This is a genomic window from Hymenobacter sp. 102 (genome assembly GCF_049949205.1).
In the GTDB taxonomy this organism is placed as follows: domain Bacteria; phylum Bacteroidota; class Bacteroidia; order Cytophagales; family Hymenobacteraceae; genus Hymenobacter.
Genome location: NZ_CP188172.1, coordinates 1,746,388 through 1,763,707 on the forward strand (window position 1 = coordinate 1,746,388; position 17,320 = coordinate 1,763,707).

The 17,320-nt window shown below is 58.5% G+C and carries 15 protein-coding genes; 2 read left to right on the plus strand and 13 right to left on the minus strand.

Annotation, left to right across the window (positions count from 1 at the left end):
* Positions 1–23: 23 nt before the first annotated feature.
* The 4 genes from ACN19L_RS07500 to lon form a co-directional block, all read right to left on the minus strand.
* Positions 24–749, minus strand: a complete 726-nt coding sequence (locus ACN19L_RS07500) for an SDR family NAD(P)-dependent oxidoreductase (protein ID WP_426492896.1) — start codon at positions 747–749, stop codon at positions 24–26.
* A 123-nt stretch (positions 750–872) separates the two neighbouring features.
* The gene (gene hslU / locus ACN19L_RS07505) at positions 873–2,291 is read right to left on the minus strand and encodes an ATP-dependent protease ATPase subunit HslU (RefSeq protein WP_426492897.1); all 1,419 of its coding nucleotides are present in this window, start codon (positions 2,289–2,291) and stop codon (positions 873–875) included.
* Positions 2,292–2,409: 118 nt separating this feature from the next.
* Positions 2,410–3,471, minus strand: coding sequence for a type IX secretion system protein PorQ (gene porQ / locus ACN19L_RS07510; RefSeq protein WP_426492898.1), 1,062 nt, complete (start codon positions 3,469–3,471; stop codon positions 2,410–2,412).
* Positions 3,472–3,683: 212 nt separating this feature from the next.
* A complete protein-coding gene (gene lon / locus ACN19L_RS07515; RefSeq protein WP_426492899.1) occupies positions 3,684–6,140 on the minus strand; it encodes an endopeptidase La in 2,457 nt (818 codons plus the stop codon).
* A gap of 366 nt (positions 6,141–6,506) precedes the next feature.
* Here lon and ACN19L_RS07520 point away from each other — a divergent pair, with 366 nt between their 5' ends.
* Positions 6,507–8,582 carry an OmpA family protein gene (locus tag ACN19L_RS07520; protein WP_426492900.1) on the plus strand — a complete coding sequence of 692 codons (2,076 nt, stop codon included), beginning with the start codon at positions 6,507–6,509 and terminating at the stop codon, positions 8,580–8,582.
* A 191-nt stretch (positions 8,583–8,773) separates the two neighbouring features.
* On the opposite strand, the gene ACN19L_RS07525 is transcribed toward ACN19L_RS07520, so the two are convergent.
* From ACN19L_RS07525 to ACN19L_RS07545, 5 genes are all read right to left on the minus strand, one after another.
* On the minus strand, positions 8,774–9,280 hold the full coding sequence (locus ACN19L_RS07525) for a DUF6702 family protein (protein ID WP_426492901.1): 507 nt from the start codon (positions 9,278–9,280) through the stop codon (positions 8,774–8,776).
* A 130-nt stretch (positions 9,281–9,410) separates the two neighbouring features.
* On the minus strand, positions 9,411–10,826 hold the full coding sequence (locus ACN19L_RS07530; RefSeq protein WP_426492902.1) for a site-2 protease family protein: 1,416 nt from the start codon (positions 10,824–10,826) through the stop codon (positions 9,411–9,413).
* A gap of 94 nt (positions 10,827–10,920) precedes the next feature.
* The gene (locus ACN19L_RS07535; protein WP_426492903.1) at positions 10,921–12,096 is read right to left on the minus strand and encodes a 1-deoxy-D-xylulose-5-phosphate reductoisomerase; all 1,176 of its coding nucleotides are present in this window, start codon (positions 12,094–12,096) and stop codon (positions 10,921–10,923) included.
* A gap of 63 nt (positions 12,097–12,159) precedes the next feature.
* Positions 12,160–12,618 carry a signal peptidase I gene (gene lepB, locus ACN19L_RS07540; protein WP_426492904.1) on the minus strand — a complete coding sequence of 153 codons (459 nt, stop codon included), beginning with the start codon at positions 12,616–12,618 and terminating at the stop codon, positions 12,160–12,162.
* A 26-nt stretch (positions 12,619–12,644) separates the two neighbouring features.
* On the minus strand, positions 12,645–13,070 hold the full coding sequence (locus ACN19L_RS07545) for a hypothetical protein (protein ID WP_426492905.1): 426 nt from the start codon (positions 13,068–13,070) through the stop codon (positions 12,645–12,647).
* Between the two features lie 219 nt (positions 13,071–13,289).
* Between ACN19L_RS07545 and ACN19L_RS07550 the strand changes: the two genes are divergently transcribed.
* Positions 13,290–13,766 carry a hypothetical protein gene (locus tag ACN19L_RS07550; RefSeq protein ID WP_426492906.1) on the plus strand — a complete coding sequence of 159 codons (477 nt, stop codon included), beginning with the start codon at positions 13,290–13,292 and terminating at the stop codon, positions 13,764–13,766.
* 59 nt (positions 13,767–13,825) lie between these two features.
* On the opposite strand, the gene ACN19L_RS07555 is transcribed toward ACN19L_RS07550, so the two are convergent.
* The 4 genes from ACN19L_RS07555 to ACN19L_RS07570 all read right to left on the minus strand — a co-directional run bounded on the left by ACN19L_RS07555 (position 13,826) and on the right by ACN19L_RS07570 (position 17,202).
* The gene (locus ACN19L_RS07555) at positions 13,826–14,272 is read right to left on the minus strand and encodes a 3-oxoacyl-ACP synthase (RefSeq protein WP_426492907.1); all 447 of its coding nucleotides are present in this window, start codon (positions 14,270–14,272) and stop codon (positions 13,826–13,828) included.
* The gene (locus ACN19L_RS07560; RefSeq protein ID WP_426492908.1) at positions 14,272–14,703 is read right to left on the minus strand and encodes a hypothetical protein; all 432 of its coding nucleotides are present in this window, start codon (positions 14,701–14,703) and stop codon (positions 14,272–14,274) included. The genes ACN19L_RS07555 and ACN19L_RS07560 overlap by 1 nt, the downstream gene beginning before the upstream one ends.
* Before the next feature lie 15 nt (positions 14,704–14,718).
* A complete protein-coding gene (locus tag ACN19L_RS07565; protein WP_426492909.1) occupies positions 14,719–15,564 on the minus strand; it encodes an endonuclease/exonuclease/phosphatase family protein in 846 nt (281 codons plus the stop codon).
* Positions 15,565–15,705: 141 nt separating this feature from the next.
* A complete protein-coding gene (locus ACN19L_RS07570) occupies positions 15,706–17,202 on the minus strand; it encodes a GH3 family domain-containing protein (RefSeq protein ID WP_426492910.1) in 1,497 nt (498 codons plus the stop codon).
* Positions 17,203–17,320 lie beyond the last annotated feature (118 nt).

A 17,320-nucleotide genomic window follows, 5' to 3' on the forward strand; every position in this document is an offset into this window, starting at 1 on the left:
ATCAATTTGCGGGGCTCTTTTTGTTAAATAGAATCTATTCTACTTATTACTTCAGTGGCAGAGGCTGGTTGCTGCAGCCACATTACAATGCGCTGCGCTATTTGCAGAGGAGTACTCAACAAGCCCTCAGCATACAGTGTCTGAAATTTTTCTGCTTCGCTGAAGCTATCAGCAGCGGCAGTGCGAATGTGGTCCTGCATACCGGTATCAATTACGCCGGGGGCTACGCTGCGGATACGGACGCCGGTACCGCGGAGGTCCTGCTCCTTCTGGGCCGTGCAGGAGAGAGCGTCGAGGGCAGCTTTGGAAGCGCAGTAGGCGGCCCAGCCATCTACGGGACGCTGGGCGGCACCACTACTGATGTTTAAAATGGTACGCGGTATAGTAAGGTCAGAATAAGTGCTGAGAAACGTGTTCATAAGCATGGCTGGCGCAATTACATTCACATCGAAAACAAACTCGAAATGCTCGTTCGGTACCTCGCCCATGTAGCTGATTTCGCCTAAAACACCGGCATTGTTGATGAGCGTGATACTGCTGGCATCGGCAAAAGATGGAAATACTTTCTGCACGTTGTTTTGTAAGGCCAGCATATCCGACAAATCCAATGGCTGGTGCCGGTAGCGGGGATGCTCGATAGTGGCATGACGTGATACGCCGGTTACGTGCGTATCGGGCTGTTGCAGCAGCGTTTCGGCCAGGGCTTTACCCAGGCCGCGGCTGGCTCCGGTGATGATGTAGTAGTGCATGTGAGAAGGCAGAGAAGTAAAGTAAAGAGGCGTGTCGTTCAGCAGTCTATCCCACGGGCGATACGCCAGGGAACAGAAGACTGTTGGACGACACGCCTCTTTTTACGGAATACCTTCTGCCTTTTACAGAATATACTGGCTTAGGTCCCGGTTGCGCACCATATCCCGCAGGCGTTCCTCCACTAGCTCCCGGGTAATCTGCACGTGGGCATTGGCTCCGATGACGTCGGGCACATCGAAGAGAATATCATTGAGCAGACGACTCATAACGGTGTGCAGACGGCGGGCGCCGATATTCTCAACTTCACTGTTCACCTCAAACGCAATTTCGGCCAACCGCTCCAGCGCGGTATCCTCAAAACTGAGCTTTACATTCTCAGCCTGTAACAAGGCTTCGTACTGTTTGGTAAGAGCATTTTTGGGATCCTTCAGGATCCGGTAGAAGTCGTCCTTGCTCAGGCTCTGCAACTCTACCCGGATCGGGAAACGGCCCTGTAATTCGGGAATCAGATCGGAGGGCTTGGCGACGTGGAAGGCGCCGGCGGCAATGAACAGGATGTGGTCGGTGTGGATGATGCCGTATTTGGTATTCACGGCCGAGCCTTCCACGATGGGCAGCAAGTCGCGCTGCACGCCCTCCCGACTCACGTCGGGTCCGCCCCCACCCTTGCCGCTACGGCTGGCTACCTTATCAATTTCATCGATGAAGATGATGCCAGCGTTTTCAGCCTGGCGGATGGCTTCATCCTTGACCTCATCCATGTCAATGAGCTTGGCCGCCTCTTCATCCAGCAGGATCTTGCGGGCCTCGGCTACAGTTACTTTGCGCTTGCGGGTTTTCTTGGGCAACATGGAGCCCAGCATATCCTGAATGCCGGCCATGCTGGCTTCGTCAATGCCACCGGGGCCGCCCACTACCCCAATGCCGGGGCTGCTGTTCTGCTGCACCCGAATATCAATTTTCCGCTCGTCCAGCTCCCCATTGCGGATTTTCTCGCGGAACCGTTCCCGGGTCCGTTCATTCAATTCGTGGTCGGAGTCAGGTACATCAGTGCCGGAGGCAGGCAGCGGAAAACCGACCGTTGGTTTAGCCGGCGTGGGCGCGCCGGTTGTAACCGGCGGAATCAGGATGTCTAGGATGATATCTTCTACCACTTGGGCAGCCTGTACTTTCACTTCTTCCTTGCGGCGCTGCTTTACCATGTTCACCGACTGCTCCACCAGGTCGCGCACCATGCTTTCCACGTCGCGGCCTACGTAGCCTACTTCGGTGAATTTGGAGGCCTCTACTTTGGTGAAAGGCGCACCAGCAATGCTGGCCAGGCGGCGAGCAATTTCGGTTTTACCCACGCCCGTGGAGCCAATCATGAGAATGTTGTTAGGCACGATTTCGCGCTGCATCTCCCGGGGCGCGTGCAAGCGCCGCCAGCGGTTACGCAGGGCAATGGCTACGTGCCGTTTGGCATCCTGCTGGCCGATGATGTACTTATCGAGTTCGGCCACAATCTGGGCCGGGGTGAGGAACTCCGTGGAATCGAGCATGCAGGGGTACTATGATAAATGTGCCGAATGTATAAAATGTGCGGAGGCAAAATATGTTTACGCGCAGCAGTTGATGAACGGCTACCTTCTACCCACTCTTCACATTTCCCACATTCAACTAGGGCTGCTTTTTGAACAGCGAATCGAGGTTGCGGGCAATGGTAAAGTAGTTGGCCCCGCCCGAGGCGTGGTAGCCGGCGTGGGTGTAGTCGAGCTGAAACTGGCTGATGCGCAGCATGACGCCAAACGAGAAGCCAGCCCCGCCCGACGTATTTTCCAGGCGCAGTTCCCGGCGCTGCAGGTGGTTGTAGCCCAGGCGGACGTTCAGGTTTTTGCTCAGCAGCAGCTCGCCACCCACCACAAAATGCCGCGCAATCTGGTCGCCTAAACTTTTCTTCGGCTTAACTTCCTCCCCGTTTTCGTCGATTTGCCCGCGCTGATTGGGGTCGAGGTACACAATATCCAGCTGCTGCAGGTGGTGGGCCGTGAAGGAAAACCGGAATGGCAGGTGCTCGGGCTTGAAGGAAGTGCCCAGCTGCACATCCAACGGCATCGGTTCCCGGCCGGCTCCATCGTAGGGCTTAAGCTGCACACCAGCGTTGCGCACCACCAAGCCCACCGTAAAATCCTGCTCAGGGTGCTTGAACAGGCCGCCCACATCGGCCAGGGCCGCGTAGGAGTGGTTGCCCGCAATACCAGAGCCGACCAGCTTCAGCGTACCGCCAATGGTAAAAGCCCCGCTGGTGTAGGAGTCAGCCACACTTAAGGCGTATTCATTCACCGAAAATTCCCCCAGCAGATTACCCGCAGGATCATACTGCTTATTCTCACCGTAATTCAAATACGTGAGACCCACCCCGAAGCGGCCGGCTTTCTGAGTGTTGAACACATACGCAGCCGTAGTCTGCTTAATGTCGGCCAGGTAATCAACGAAGCCCAGGGCCAGGCGGCCATCCATATCGGCGTTCAGTAGGGCCGGGTTGCCGTACAGCATAGTGCCATCAGCGTCGCGGGCCGAGACATTGACGCCGCCCAGCCCGGCCAGTTTGGCGCTGGTGGGCAGGTTCAGAAACGACATAGCCCGCTTGCCCCCGATCTGGGCCCGGGCCGCCGGAGTGGCCCCCAGCACAGCCAGGCAGGAAACAGCAAGCAGAAGGGTGCGGCGTATGGGTAGCATCATCAGCAACGAAGATAAACGCGGATTGTGCGGATTACTCAGATTTCACGGATTTTGGATACGCCAAGGTTGCAGGCAATCTGCTTACCCGTTCTCGTGCGTCAGCCAGCTCTGGTCGGAGCCACTGAATCCAGTGAACGAGCCTACGGCTGAAAATCATATCCAAAATCATATCCAAAATCAGCGAAATCTGAGTAATCCGCACAATCTGCGCTTCAGTTGACTTCTACGCTGGGGCCGACGGGCAGCGGAGGCTCGTCGCGCACTACCAGCTTCATGGGGTGGGCCACTTTTTCCTCCAGCAGGGCCACGCGCAGCACATCATCTACCCGGTCGGCGTAGTGAATGGTGAGGTCCTTCAGGTACTCGGCCGAAATTTCGTCGATGTCCTTCTTGTTTTTCGGGCACAGAATAATGTCGCGCACTCCGGCCCGCTTGGCGGCCAGAATCTTCTCCTTGATGCCGCCCACCGGCAGCACCTTGCCACGCAGGGTAATTTCGCCGGTCATGGCCAGATGGCTGCGGATTTTGCGCTGCGTGAACACTGAGGCAATGCTGGTAAAGATGGCAATACCGGCCGAAGGGCCGTCTTTGGGGACGGCACCTTCGGGGAAGTGAATGTGCAGGTCGTACTGGTCGAAGAGGCGGTAGTCGATATCCAGTTCCTCGGCCCGGCTGCGCAGGTAGCTCAAAGCCGTTACGGCCGATTCCTTCATCACGTCGCCGAGCTGGCCGCTCAGGGTGAGTTTGCCCCGCCCCCGGCTCAGCAGGCTTTCGATAAACAGAATGTCGCCGCCCACGGAGGTCCAGGCCAGGCCCGTTACCACGCCGGCAGTTTCATTATCCTGGTACTGGTCCCGGTCGAAAAGGGCAGCCCCAAGGATGCGGCGCACGTCTTTGGCTTCCAAGGTGGCGGGGTGGGGTTCCTTCATGGCCTTGCTCTTGGCAATGTTGCGCACTACCGCGCCCAGCTTCCGCTCCAGGCTCCGCACGCCCGATTCGCGGGTGTAGTCGTCAATCACACGCTGCAGAGCGCCGTTGGTGATGCCGGCGTCTTTGAGGGTGAGGCCGTGCTCGTGCAGCAGCTTGGGCCAGAGGTGCTTTTTGGCAATCTGGGTTTTCTCCTCCAGCGTGTAGCCGGTCAGATCGATAATTTCCATCCGGTCGCGCAAAGCAGGCTGAATGGTATCCAGGGAGTTCGCCGTGGCAATGAACAGTACCCGCGAAAGGTCATATTCTACCTCCAGGAAGTTATCGGTGAAGGTGGAGTTCTGCTCGGGGTCCAGCACTTCCAGCAGCGCCGACGACGGGTCGCCGCGGAAGTCGGACGCCAGCTTGTCAATTTCATCCAGCACAATGACCGGGTTAGAGGCGCCGGCCTTCTTGATTTGCGAGATGATGCGGCCGGGCATGGCCCCCACGTAGGTTTTGCGGTGTCCCCGGATTTCGGCCTCGTCGCGCACCCCGCCCAAGCTCATGCGCACGTACTGCCGACCCAGGCTTTTGGCAATGGAGCGGCCCAGGCTGGTTTTGCCCACGCCGGGCGGGCCATACAGGCATAGAATAGGCGCTTTCAGGTCGTTTTTGAGCTTGAGCACCGCCAGATACTCCATAATGCGTTCCTTCACCTTTTCCATCCCGTAGTGGTCCTGGTCGAGGATTTTTTGGGTGCGCTTCAGGTTGAAGTTATCCTTGGTGTACTCGCCCCAGGGCAAATCCAGCAGAAACTCCACGTAGTTCAGGCTCACCGGATACTCAGCGGCCTGCGGGTTGATGCGGGTGAGTTTGTCCAGTTCCTTGGTGAAATGTTTGGCTACAGCCTCCGGCCAGTTCTTGCTCTTGGCACGCTGGCGCAGCTTTTCAACTTCCTGGTCGGGGCCATCGAAACCCAGCTCATCCTGCAACACTTTAATTTGCTGGCGCAGGAAATAGTCGCGCTGCTGCTGGTCGATGTCGGTGTGGACCTTCGTCTGGATTTCGCGTTTGATTTCCAGCAGCTGAATTTCCTTCATCATCAACTCCAGCAAGCGGGTGCCGCGCTCCACCCCGTCGGCCGTTTCCAGCAGCTGCTGCTTCATGCTCACCTCCACGTTGATGTTGGAGGACAGGAAATGCGTGAGGAACGAAGGCGACTCGATGTTATCCAGCGCCACCTGGGCTTCCTGCGGAATTTCGGGGTTGAGTTTGAGCATGCGGGCCGCCGCTTCCTTCAGCGACGAGACCAGGGCCTTTACCTCCTTGGAGGTTTTAGCCGGAAATACTTCCGGAATGTAGCTCACACGGGCCGTGAGGTAGGGCGTAGTCTGCACAGCTTCCTCGATGCGGAAGCGGGACTGACCCTGGATGATGATGGTAGTATTACCATCGGGCAGCACCAGCAGCTTCAGAATTTTGGCCATGGTACCTACGGGGTACAGGTCCTGCAGCTCGGGGTCGTCGCTCTGGCCGTTTTTCTGGGCCACTACGCCCACAATCTTGTTGCCCCGGTACGCCTTGCGCACCAGTCGGATGCTCTTCTTGCGCGTAACGGTAACTGGCAGCACCACACCCGGAAACAACACCGTATTGCGCACCGGCAGCAGCGGCAGTACCGCCGGCGACTCATCGGCCGTAAGCGTCTGGTCGGGGTCAGCGGCCACAATGGATACCAGTTCAGCGGGGTCTTCAGTCATCAGCAGCAAAGAAGAGAAGGATGGAGAGGGCGGTGTATGACGGCTCATGCGAGGAAAGGCAGGCAAAATCGAAGCCGGATGCCACAATGACAGATAACCGGGTTGGCTTCGGCCCCTAAAAGGTGGGGTATTTTCGAAGGTACGGATTCGGCAAGTGCCGTGCCACCACGAAGCGCCGTCACATCGGCAGGGCGCAACGTGGTGTGAATAGCAGAAGGGAAGAACGGGGGACGGGGGAATGAATGTGCATACGCTTGCAGTCATTCTTTCCTTCCACCATTCTTCCCTTTTCCCTGCCGCCGGTATCCAAAATTTCCTATTTTTGATGCTTGCCGGTTCCCACCGCTTTCGTGCCTTATTGCTGCTATGCGTTTTTTTGCCCGTTTGCTGACTTTATGCACGGTGTTCCTTGCACTGTGCCCACCTACTACTTTATCAGCGCAACAAAAAACGGGGCTACCCAACGCGCAACGTAAGCTGACGGCTAAGGTAATCCGGCAGGCCCGGGCCCGCCGCGACGCCACTCCTGAGTTCCTGAACGTGAACCGACTGGCGTATTTTCAGGATAAAAAGGCCCTGCGCGAGATTCAGCGGGCTGAAAAGCGCAAGAATTGGACGGCGGCCCGTAATCTGCTGGAAGCCTACGTGGGCCAGTTCGGCATTGAAAACTTCTATAAGGACAACCAGCTGCTCTGGCACCTGGGCCAGCTCTGGGAAAAAGCCGAGAACGAGGAGCGCGCCAAGGCCTACTACCGCCTGGCGCTCAAGCACCGCCGCCAGTCGCTTACCAAAGTGCAGCGCTACTACGACTCGCTGGAGCAGAAGGACACGGAGCTGTACGTGCCCCTGAAAACATACTATGACATTGTGGAGTACCGGAAGAATATTGCCACCTTCCGGCCCCCCAAAGGCGTGTACACCACCATGGGCGACGCCATTAACTCCCAGCGCGAGGACTACGGCCCCACCCTCAGCGCCGACGCCGACCAGCTGATTTTCTCCTCGAAGCGCAAAATGCGCGGCCTCAACGGCGTTATCGACGAAGACCTGTACACGGCTCACCGCGAAAATGGCGTCTGGACGCCGGCCGAGCCGCTGCCCAAGCCCATCAACTCGCCCTACAACGAAGGCTCGGCCTGCATCAGCAAGGACGGCACTACGCTCTACTTTGCCCGTTGCGAGTGCCCCACCTGCCACGGCAACTGCGACCTGTACACGGCTACGTTTAAAGACGGCAAGTGGTCGATGCCAAAAAGCCTCGGTACCAACGTAAACTCCACGGCCTGGGACTCGCAGCCCACCCTCTCACCGGGGGAAGACACGCTGTATTTCGCCTCTGACCGACTGGGGGGCTTCGGCTTGTCGGATATCTGGTTCACGGTGAAGCAGAAGAACGGGCAGTGGAGCAAAGCGCAGAATATGGGCCCGGTGGTGAATACCCGCGAGAGTGAGGTGAGCCCCTTCTACCACCCGCTCTACCATGTGCTGTATTTCAGCTCGCGCGGGCAGCTGCTCAACTTCGGCGACTTTGATATTTACAAAACTTACCGGGTGCGCAGCCGCTGGCAGGAGCCCATCAACATTGGCCCGCTGGTGAACGGCAAGGGCTCGGAATACTACTTCACCATCGACTCCGACTCCAAGAGCCTGTATTATGCCCGCTCCGAGGAAAAGGACATGAAAAACCTGGACCTCTACTCCTTCCCGCTGCCCATGGAGGCCCAGCCGCTGGCTACTACGCACGTGGAAGGCTCCCTCATCGACTCAGTAAGCCGCAAGCCCCTCAATGGCATCATCAGCATTATTGATACTGACAACGGCATTGAGGTAGCCAGCAAATACCTGCGCGACGACGGCTCGTTTGACTTCGACCTGATTGAGGGCTCGCACTACGTGATGCTCATCCAGAGCCCCGATTTCTTTAGCGTAGAGAAGAAGTTTGCGTTGGAAGGCGACACGGTGATGAAGCTCATGACGAACTCCATCGACTACAAACTGCCGCTGATTTTCAAGAACATTGAGTTCGACCAGGATAAGTCGCAGATTCGGGCGAGCATGCACCCCATCCTGGACCGCATTGCGGTGTTCATGGTTGACCACCCCACGTTCCGGCTCAGCATCACGGGCCACACCGATGGCAAAGGTGACCCGGAATTCAACGAACGGCTTTCCCAGGAACGGGCTGAATCCATCCGGCGCTACATTGAGCAGAAAGGCAAGCTGGCCCCCAACCGCATCGATAGTTTCGGCTACGGCTCCTCCCGCCCGCTCAAGGATGAGGTAACCGAAGAAGATGCTAAAACCAACCGCCGGGTAGAGTTCCGCCTTCTCCGCTCCGGCGGCGACAAGGACGACGAATTCAAAGCCGACCCCGTTGCCCCCACCAAGCCTGAGCCTGCCAAACCCACCAAGGGTGATAAGGATGGGAAGTTTGACTGGTAGAAGCACATGTCATTGCGAGCGAAGCAATCCGTCCTTCGCTCCGCTCCAAGCCCTGACCTATTCAAAAGCCCTTGCCATCTATAGATGGCAAGGGCTTTTCATTTGTCTCTTCCTCGATAGAAGGTTGGGGAAGGATTATTGGTTTGCGCGCTGTGAAAAGGACGGATTGCTTCGCTTCGCCCGCCATGACGCTACCATTTTAGCTGCTGCTGCGTCTCTCCCTCCCGAAAAAGCAGGCTTTGCTTCTGACCCCGGGCTTCCAGGTTCACGATGTTCATTTGGTCGGGAAAGAGGGTGAGCAGGAGCTGATGGCGCAGCGTGACGCCGGTAGCCTTGCCTGAGAGTGGGGCCGTGAAGAACACCCAGTACGCATCCTTTTCCTTCTGCAGCCCTACCAGCGTGAGCGGCAGCGCAGCCTCGCCGGGGCGGGCGCTGAACTGCACGGAGCGGCGCAACAGGTCTTCCAGCAGCGGGTTCAATTGGGCCCGCGTGAGCTGGTCGGTGCGTACGGGCCGGGGCTTGCCGTTGGACAGGTCTTGCTCCAGGTCGTCGGTGAAGATTTTCAGGGCCATTTCCAGCCGCTGCTTTTCCGGGTTGAAGCGCAGCTCCAGGATACTGGCGTGGTAGGCGTGCGCCCAGGCGGCCAGACTCAGCGTGAGCAACAGCCCCAAAGGCAGCAGAAAACGGGGAAACTTCATGGCGTACAGACGAGGAATTGGCAAGCGGGTTGCGGGCGGTGTATTCGCTCCGGTTGTAGAACCGGCTTCATGTAAAAGCCGTGCCACCTTTCGCAGGCGGCACGGCTTACACTTCGATGTCGGGAATCAGCTAGCCGATGGCGTTGAGGATCTGCTTGATGATCAGGACATACGCCATCAAGCTCAGAATAAGGAACATACCTACTTTCTGGGCGTTTTCCAGGAACGCGTCCGAAGGCTTACGGCCGGCAATCATCTCGTAAAGCAGGAACACCACGTGCCCCCCGTCCAGGGCCGGTACGGGCAACAGGTTCATGAAGGCCAGCACCATCGAGAGCATGCCCGTGAGAGTCCAGAAGCGGTACCAGTCCCACTGCCCGCCGTACTGCTGCGCTATTTCCACCGGCCCACCCAACGACTTGCTGAGGGAGGCTTCGCCGCTGAAGATTTTCTTGAAGCCCGCAATCTGCGTGGTTATCACCGCAAACGCCTGCTTGGTACCTACGCCAATCGATTCAACGAAATTATAGCGGCGCACGCCATCCTTAATCAGCAGCCTGGGCTTGAACCCAATCGTGCCGTCCTCATCAATCATAACGGACAGCGGCACTTGCTTGCCGGCACGCTCCACCAGCAGCGTGGTGGTGTTGGAGGTCAGCCGTTTGGGCTTGGTGCCCCGAATCCAATTGATAAACCGTTGCAGCAACGAAGGGTGCTCCACCTTGTTTGCGTTGGCCCGGAGTGCCTTCTGCAGGTCGGAGAAGAAGGGAACGGGCTGATTGCCCACTTTCAGAACCTTGTCGTTGGCCTGCAGCCCGGCTTTGGCGGCCGGAGTACCGGCCATTACCTGCTCTACGTCGAAGGCAACCAGCGGCGTCACAAACCGCTCTTTCGCGTCCGTCAGGTCGTCCATCAGGTTGTTGGGTACCGGCACGTCCACTATCTGCCCGCTGCGGTCAACGGTGTAGTAGGCATCCGTTCCAAGTAGCGCATCTACCCCGTAGATATTCTCGAAATCCGCGAATGGCAGACCGTTGATCTTCACGATTTTGTCGCCGCGCTGAAAGCCGATTTTCTTCCCCAGGTCACTGACATCCACCCCGTAGCGCACTTCCGACACCGGCAGATAGCTCTCCCCATACTTGAAAGTCAGCAGCGAGAAGATGACGATGCCGGTAATCACGTTCATGATGATGCCGCCCAGCATCACAATCAGGCGCTGCCAGGCCGGCTTGGCCCGGAACTCGTTGGGCTGGGGCTCGGCGGCCAGGGTGTCGGCGTCCTGGGTTTCGTCGATCATGCCGTGGATGGCCACGTAGCCGCCCAGCGGAAACCAGCCGAGGCCGTATTCCGTCTCGCCGATTTTCCTCTTAAACAGGGCGAAGTTCATTACCCCGGGCAAGGGGAACAGGAAGTCGAAGAAGATGTAAAACTTATCGACCCGGATTTTAAAGTATTTGGCGGCGGCAAAGTGGCCAAACTCGTGCAGGCCAACCAGTATGGAAAGGCCCAGCAGCATCTGCCCGGCCATAATAAGTCCTGTCAAGGGAAGTAGGTAATGAGGTGATGAAGGGTACTAGTGCCCGCCGCAACAAACAACGCACCGAAGCGAAGAGTTGCCGCTGGAGCCCGTCAAGGTGTCAGACGCGGGTGCTGATAAGCTCCCGGGCCACGCGGCGGGTTTCCTGGTCGGTCAGCACGTAGTCGTCGAGCGAGGGCGTGGCAAGGTACGAAACCCGGGCGAGGCTGGACTCCACTACATCGGACATTTCCAGAAACCCGATTTCGTCGCGCAGGAAGGCGGCCACGGCAATTTCGTTGGCCGCGTTGAGGATGCAGGCCGCATTGCCGCCCCGTTTCAGGGCCTCAAAGGCCAGGGCCAGGTTGCGGAAAGCGGTGGTATCAGGTTGCTCGAAGGTAAGCTGGGGATACTCAAGGAAGCTGAAGCGCGGGAACTGGTTGGGCAGCCGTTGGGGGTAGCCCAGGGCGTACTGGATGGGCAGCTTCATATCGGGCAGGCCTAGCTGGGCCTTCAGGGAGCCATCCTCGAACTGCACCAGGGAGTGGATGATGCTTTGCGGGTGCACTACCACGTCAATCTGCTCGTTGCGGAGGTTGAACAGCCACTTGGCCTCAATCACCTCCAGGCCCTTGTTCATGAGGGAAGCCGAGTCGATGGTGATTTTGGCGCCCATATCCCAGTTGGGGTGCTTGAGGGCCTGGGCCTTGGTTACCTGGGCCAGCTGCTCGCGGGTGCGCCCCCGGAACGGCCCGCCCGAGGCCGTGAGGATGATTTTCTCGATGGGATTCCGCTCCTCCCCCACCAGGCACTGAAAAATAGCCGAGTGCTCCGAATCGACGGGCAGCAGCTGCACGCCGTGCTCCTGCGCCAGCCCGGTGATGAGCTGGCCGGCTACTACCAGGGTTTCCTTGTTGGCCAGGGCAATGTCTTTGCCGGCCCGGATGGCGGCCACCGTGGGCAGCAGCCCGGCGTAGCCCACCATGGCCGTGAGTACCACATCGGCATCGGGCCGGCCGGCTACCTCGGTGAGGGCATCGGGGCCGGCCAGTACTTCGGTTTCGGGCAGGGAGGCTAGGGCGTCGCGCACCTGCGGGTACTTGGCTTCGTCGCCGATAACCACGGCGGCGGGCCGGAACTCCCGGGCCTGGGCGATGAGCAGCTCGGCGTTGGACTGGGCTGAAAGAGCCGTCACCTGAAACCGGCCGGGCTGAGCACGTACTACGTCGAGGGCCTGGGTGCCGATGGAACCGGTGGAACCCAGCAGGCTGACGCGTTTGGGAAAATCAGAAAGCATGAGGAAAACGATGAGGGCAGAGAGCCACAAAAGTAACGGGAAGTAATCGGGCCCGTGCCAGGGCTACTCTGCCGCTACACGGCTGCCGATGCGGCTCACACGGGGACTCCAGTAAATATACTGCACCGGGCCGGTCACGGAGGACGCCGGAATGGGGCCTATATAACGACTGTCCATGGCATTGTCCCGGTTGTCGCCAACAACGTAGTAAGTACCGGAAGGTACTAGTGTTGGCGGTACATTACTGTTTTCGAAGGCCTGACCGGCTTCGGAATACGTCCGGTAAATGGAAAAAGCAGGAGTTGCAGGTGAGGTAATCGTGTACTCGGAGCCCGGCACGTCTTCCTCCCTGATGCGCCGCATAAAGCGTCCTTGCTCGCGCTGGCCGTTGCGGATAACCCAGCCAGCCTGCACCGCCACGGTGTCGCCGGGTACTCCTACTACCCGGAATAGCCAGTAAGTGCCCGGTTCTCGCTGAAATGCTACAACTTCTCCGTAATGCGCCTCCCGCCGCTGTAGCACCTGCGTATCGACTACTACCCGCTCGCCTACCTGTAAAGTGGGGCGGACGAAGGGGTTACAATGGAAAATGTTTGAATGCCCGGCCAGCCCAGGCTACCCAGAAAGCCCACTCCCAGAAACCAGATGATCACCGTTGCCAGGTACCAGTACCACCGGTTAATGGGCTGCAGCGTGTAAGCCGCCAGGCGCCGAGCCATTACAACAGCCTCAATTGTTCCCGCCAAACGCAGGCCTATTTCCAGCAGTAGCAGCAATATCAATCCGCCGAAATACCGCACGATTCCGCTGGTGTGCATGGTCGCTTCCAGCAGCAAATAGCTCCCCATCAGCAGCCCCGCCCTGCCGGTCTGGCCGTTGTACACTTGTCCTAATCCAGGAATACAAAAGGAAAGAAGCCCCGCCAACCACGGCTTCCGTGCCGCTGGCTGTAGCTCTGGTGGAATGCTTGTCATGTCATTACGGATAATACGCAGCGCGGCTGGCACAGATGGTCAACAGTACCCGGATTCACTAGCTGAGAAATGGCAGAAATTTCGTGTTGCAGCTCAAAGAAACGGGAAGACTTAATCAGGACAAAATACCGAGTACGCAGGCGAATACTCCCCTACTCCCGTTAACTGCGCGCCCGTAAAACCGCGTACTTTTGGGCTGCTGATCTACGTAGCCACTCCGTGACCGAACCCGCCGCTTCTTCCGCCTTCGACAAAGCCCGCATCGGCCTCTGGGCCAGCCTGCAAAAGCACCTGAGTACGGTGTACTCCGCCGAAAAGGACTTCCGGGCCGCTACCCGCTTCACCGATACCTTTCCCTTCTCGGCTGCCAGCCTAGAACCGCAACAGCTACTCGACTACCAACACCAGCGGGCGGTATTGCGCGACCTGTACGTGGACGAAACCACCCAGCTCGACAGCCTGGTGAAAGCCGTGCGCCAGAAATCCTACCAGGAAGACGACAAGAAACTGCTGTTTCTGATGATCCTGGGCTACATGGACCTGGCCGAAACCGTTTTCACTCTGCTCGACACGCACCGCCCTACCAAGCTGGAACCCGACGAGGAAATGGACGAGGCCAACGCCCGCTTCGAGCGGGTGCGCAACTTCGTGCGCCTCAACATCCGGGGTATTTCGGGGCTGCTGCCGCGGGTGTAAAAAGAACTGTCATTCCTCGCCTTGCCCGGAATGACAGTTCAGGGCTTTTGCCACTTGGCTTACTCAATTCCCATAATCCGAACCGACTTGCCATTGAACACGGCCGACTCCCCAGCCCGCTTGCCGGCCAAAGCAGCGGCTACGGGTGCGGCAGCCGATACGGCGAAGTAGTCCTGGCCCTCCACGGTGAGCTTGCCGGCGCTGATGCCGAGGTAGAACGTGCCCATACTGGTGCGCACCAAAGCCCCGGGCCGCACGGTGTCGCAGGGCAGGGCGGGGTTGATGCGCTGCAGCTCGCCATGGAGCTGCTGGGCCTGCTGAAGCTGGATGGCGTTTCGGTCCCGCTCGTTCTGAGCCATGGCCCGGCCGGTTTCGTACTTGTCGCCGGCGCTGCTCTTGGTTTCGGAGTTGGCCGATTCCTGAGCGGCCCGAATGGCAGCCTGGCAGGCATCGATGCGCTCCTGCACGTAGGCCAGGCAAAGGGCGTGGAGGTGGGGTTTAAGCATTAGCTGGTTTGAGCTTCCCAATATATTTCAGAGTTGTCCTTCACTTCCCACTTGGCCAATAAGCGGCCCAGTTGGTTAAGAGAGGCTACCTCAGCGGGAATGGAGAAGTTAATACGAAAATCGTTGGGAGGCTCTTTCTGGTGGTCAATGTTTACTGTAAGGGCTGCATGCCCGAGACTATCGTAGCAGTACGCTTTCAATAAAATCTTCTCTTCTGCATAGCTGTCAATACCCGACTGGAAAAACAGATACTGAGTCGTTTTTGTCGGAAAAGCAAGTAGCGCATTACCGAATCCTTTCCAGCTGTTGGCATCTCCATAAAAACTCGTTTGCACCTCAAGCGCACCTTTTTGCACAGTTACGAAGAACGTACACATGCCATAGTTATATTCATCGACGTTGGCTCTAAACAGAATACTTCCTTGTAGCATACAATTACATTTTCTCTACTGCTGCACCACGTTCACCACTACCGGGAAATGGTCGGAGGGGTACAGGCCGCGCATGGAATCGGTGAGGACTGCGTAATCCAGCACGGTGAACTGCTGGCTCACGAAGATATAATCGATGCGGTCGGCCAGTGGCGCATCCAGCTTGAAGCCGTTGAACGTGCCCACGGGGCCGTAGGGTGGCTGCCGGGTGATGCGGAAGGCATCCTGCAGCAGCGTCTGCATCGTGCGGATTTGCTCGGTTTCGGGCGTGGAGTTGAAGTCGCCGACGCAGATAACCGGGGCAGACGCGGCAATTTCCTTGATCTTCTCCACCATCAGCCGGCCCGATTGGCGGCGGGCTTCCACACCCTCATGGTCGAAGTGGACGCTGAAGAAGAACAGCTCCTGTTTGGTAGCGAGGTCCCGGAACCGGGCCCAGCTACAGATGCGGTTGCAGCATTTGGCATCCCAACCCTTGGACGGCTGGGTGGGCGTCTGGCTAAGCCAGAAGTCGCCGGATTGCAACAGTTGCAGGCGGCTTTTCCGGTAGAAGATAGCCGAATGCTCCCCGGCCTCCTTACCGTCGTCGCGGCCGTGGCCCACGAAGCTATAATCGGTTAGCTCGGCCACATCGTTGAGCTGGCCGCGGAAGCCTTCCTGGGTACCGAATACATCAAAACCGTGGTAGCGCACCAGGTTTTTGACCAGCTCCTTGCGGTTGGGCCAGGCATTCACCCCGTCGCTGGCCACGTTGAGGCGCAGGTTATAGGTAGCTACCCGCAGGGGCTGGGCAGGCTTTTGGGCAACGGAGGAATGGCTGCCGAGCAGGAAGCTCAGCAGCACCAGAACAAGCAGGCGCATAATGGAAGCGGAAGGTGGAAGGCGGGGCAAATTACGGGTTCTGGCTTCGGTAGCATTTGTAGCGTTGACCGGTTTTATTCGAGCAGACAAATAGACACGAAGTGTCGCGTCTCTACACAGTTCAATAAACTACTTCAAGCATTATCCCATGCCCAACAGTCCCTCGGCTAGCGTCCGGTCGTTGCTGAGGCGGGGCACTTTGTTCTGGCCACCGAGTTTACCCTGGCTTTTCATGTAGCGCTGAAAGGCTCCGGCCGGCAGCGGCGTGAGCTGCAGCGGGGCCAGGATGTGGCCGGCCAGCAGGTCGTCGTAGTACACGTTGCGCTGGCGCAGGCTGGCATCGAGGGCAGCGGCAAAGGCGGCGGGGTCGTGGGGCGGGCGGGCGAATTCTACGAGCCACTGGTGGCGGGAGGGCACGGCGGGGTCGTCGCTGACCTGGGGGGCCACGGTGAATTCTACCACTTCCACCTCGGGGTGCTGGCGCATGGCCTCGCGCAGGGTCTGCTCCACTTCCTCCCCGATGACGTGCTCCCCGAAGGCCGACAAGAAGTGCTTGATGCGGCCCGTAATCACCACCCGAAACGGATAGCGGCTCACGAAGCGCACCGTGTCGCCGAGGGAGTAGCCCCAGAGGCCGGCATTGCTACTCAGCACTACAGCGTACTGGCGGTCCAGCTCCACGTCGGCCAGAGTGAGACGGGGCGGATTCTTCTCGAAAAACCGCTCAGCCGGGATAAACTCGTAGAAGATGCCCGCATCCAGCAGCAGCAGCAGGCCAGGGTTGCCGGGCTCGTCCTGGAACGCCAGAAAGCCCTCGGAGGCCGGAAACAGCTCCACGCTGTCCACGGGCCGACCGATGGTTTCGAGCAGCTTTTTGCGGTAGGGCTCGAAGTTGACGCCGCCGTACACAAACAGGTCGAACTCCGGGAACACCTCCCCCACCGGCCGGCCGGTACGCTGCACGATGCGGTCAAAATACATCTGCACCCAGGGCGGAATCCCCGAAATCAGCGTCATGGGCTGGGTCAGGGTTTCGTCCACAATCCGGTCGAGCTTGGTTTCCCAGTCCTCGATGACGTTGGTAGCGTAGCTGGGCAGCTGGTTGCGGCGCAGATAGGCCGGTACGTGGTGGTTCACGATGCCCGAGAGCCGGCCCGTGTGGATGCCGCCCACCGCCTCCAGCTCCGGGCTGCCCGACAAAAACATCAGCTTACCATCCAGAAACCGGCTGTTGCCGGTGCGGTGCACGTAGTGGAGCAGGGCATCCCGCGCCCCGTTGATGTGGTTAGGGATGCTGTCTTTGGTTAAGGGAATATACTTGGCCCCGGAGGTGGTGCCCGAGGTTTTGGCCAGATACAGCGGCTTGCCGGGCCAGAGCACGTCGGCCTCGCCGGCCTTCACCCGCTCGAAGTACGTTTTCAGGGCTTCATAGTCGCGCACGGGTACCTGCCAGGCCAGATCCTGGGCCGTGCGGGCGTTGTGCAGGCAATGGTCGCGCCCGAAAGCCGTATTGGCCCCGCGTGCCAGCAACCCGCGCAGCACCCGCTGTTGGGTTCCGATGGGGTCGTGCTGCCACCTGGCGTACTGGCGGGCAACGTAGGCGGCCAGCGGCCGGCTTAGAGTTGATTTCAGGCCCATGAGTGGTGAGGTTGTGCAAGGTGAAATTGTGAAGAGAATTGCGTACTCTTCGCATCAGACACCTTTCAAAGGTACGCTTCCGCTTATGTTTCGCCAGAAACGCTGAGCTCATCCTTTA

Excerpts from the sequence above, each read along its gene's own strand:
- ACN19L_RS07560 (WP_426492908.1), bottom strand. The coding sequence starts at position 14,703 with ATGCTACAAGGAAGTATTCTGTTTAGAGCCAACGTCGATGAATATAAC.
- ACN19L_RS07570 (WP_426492910.1), bottom strand. The coding sequence starts at position 17,202 with ATGGGCCTGAAATCAACTCTAAGCCGGCCGCTGGCCGCCTACGTTGCC.
- hslU (WP_426492897.1), bottom strand. The coding sequence starts at position 2,291 with ATGCTCGATTCCACGGAGTTCCTCACCCCGGCCCAGATTGTGGCCGAA.
- ACN19L_RS07525 (WP_426492901.1), bottom strand. The coding sequence starts at position 9,280 with ATGAAGTTTCCCCGTTTTCTGCTGCCTTTGGGGCTGTTGCTCACGCTG.
- ACN19L_RS07555 (WP_426492907.1), bottom strand. The coding sequence starts at position 14,272 with ATGCTTAAACCCCACCTCCACGCCCTTTGCCTGGCCTACGTGCAGGAG.
- ACN19L_RS07520 (WP_426492900.1), top strand. The coding sequence starts at position 6,507 with ATGCGTTTTTTTGCCCGTTTGCTGACTTTATGCACGGTGTTCCTTGCA.
- ACN19L_RS07500 (WP_426492896.1), bottom strand. The coding sequence starts at position 749 with ATGCACTACTACATCATCACCGGAGCCAGCCGCGGCCTGGGTAAAGCC.
- porQ (WP_426492898.1), bottom strand. The coding sequence starts at position 3,471 with ATGATGCTACCCATACGCCGCACCCTTCTGCTTGCTGTTTCCTGCCTG.
- ACN19L_RS07565 (WP_426492909.1), bottom strand. The coding sequence starts at position 15,564 with ATGCGCCTGCTTGTTCTGGTGCTGCTGAGCTTCCTGCTCGGCAGCCAT.
- ACN19L_RS07535 (WP_426492903.1), bottom strand. The coding sequence starts at position 12,096 with ATGCTTTCTGATTTTCCCAAACGCGTCAGCCTGCTGGGTTCCACCGGT.
- lon (WP_426492899.1), bottom strand. The coding sequence starts at position 6,140 with ATGACTGAAGACCCCGCTGAACTGGTATCCATTGTGGCCGCTGACCCC.
- ACN19L_RS07545 (WP_426492905.1), bottom strand. The coding sequence starts at position 13,070 with ATGACAAGCATTCCACCAGAGCTACAGCCAGCGGCACGGAAGCCGTGG.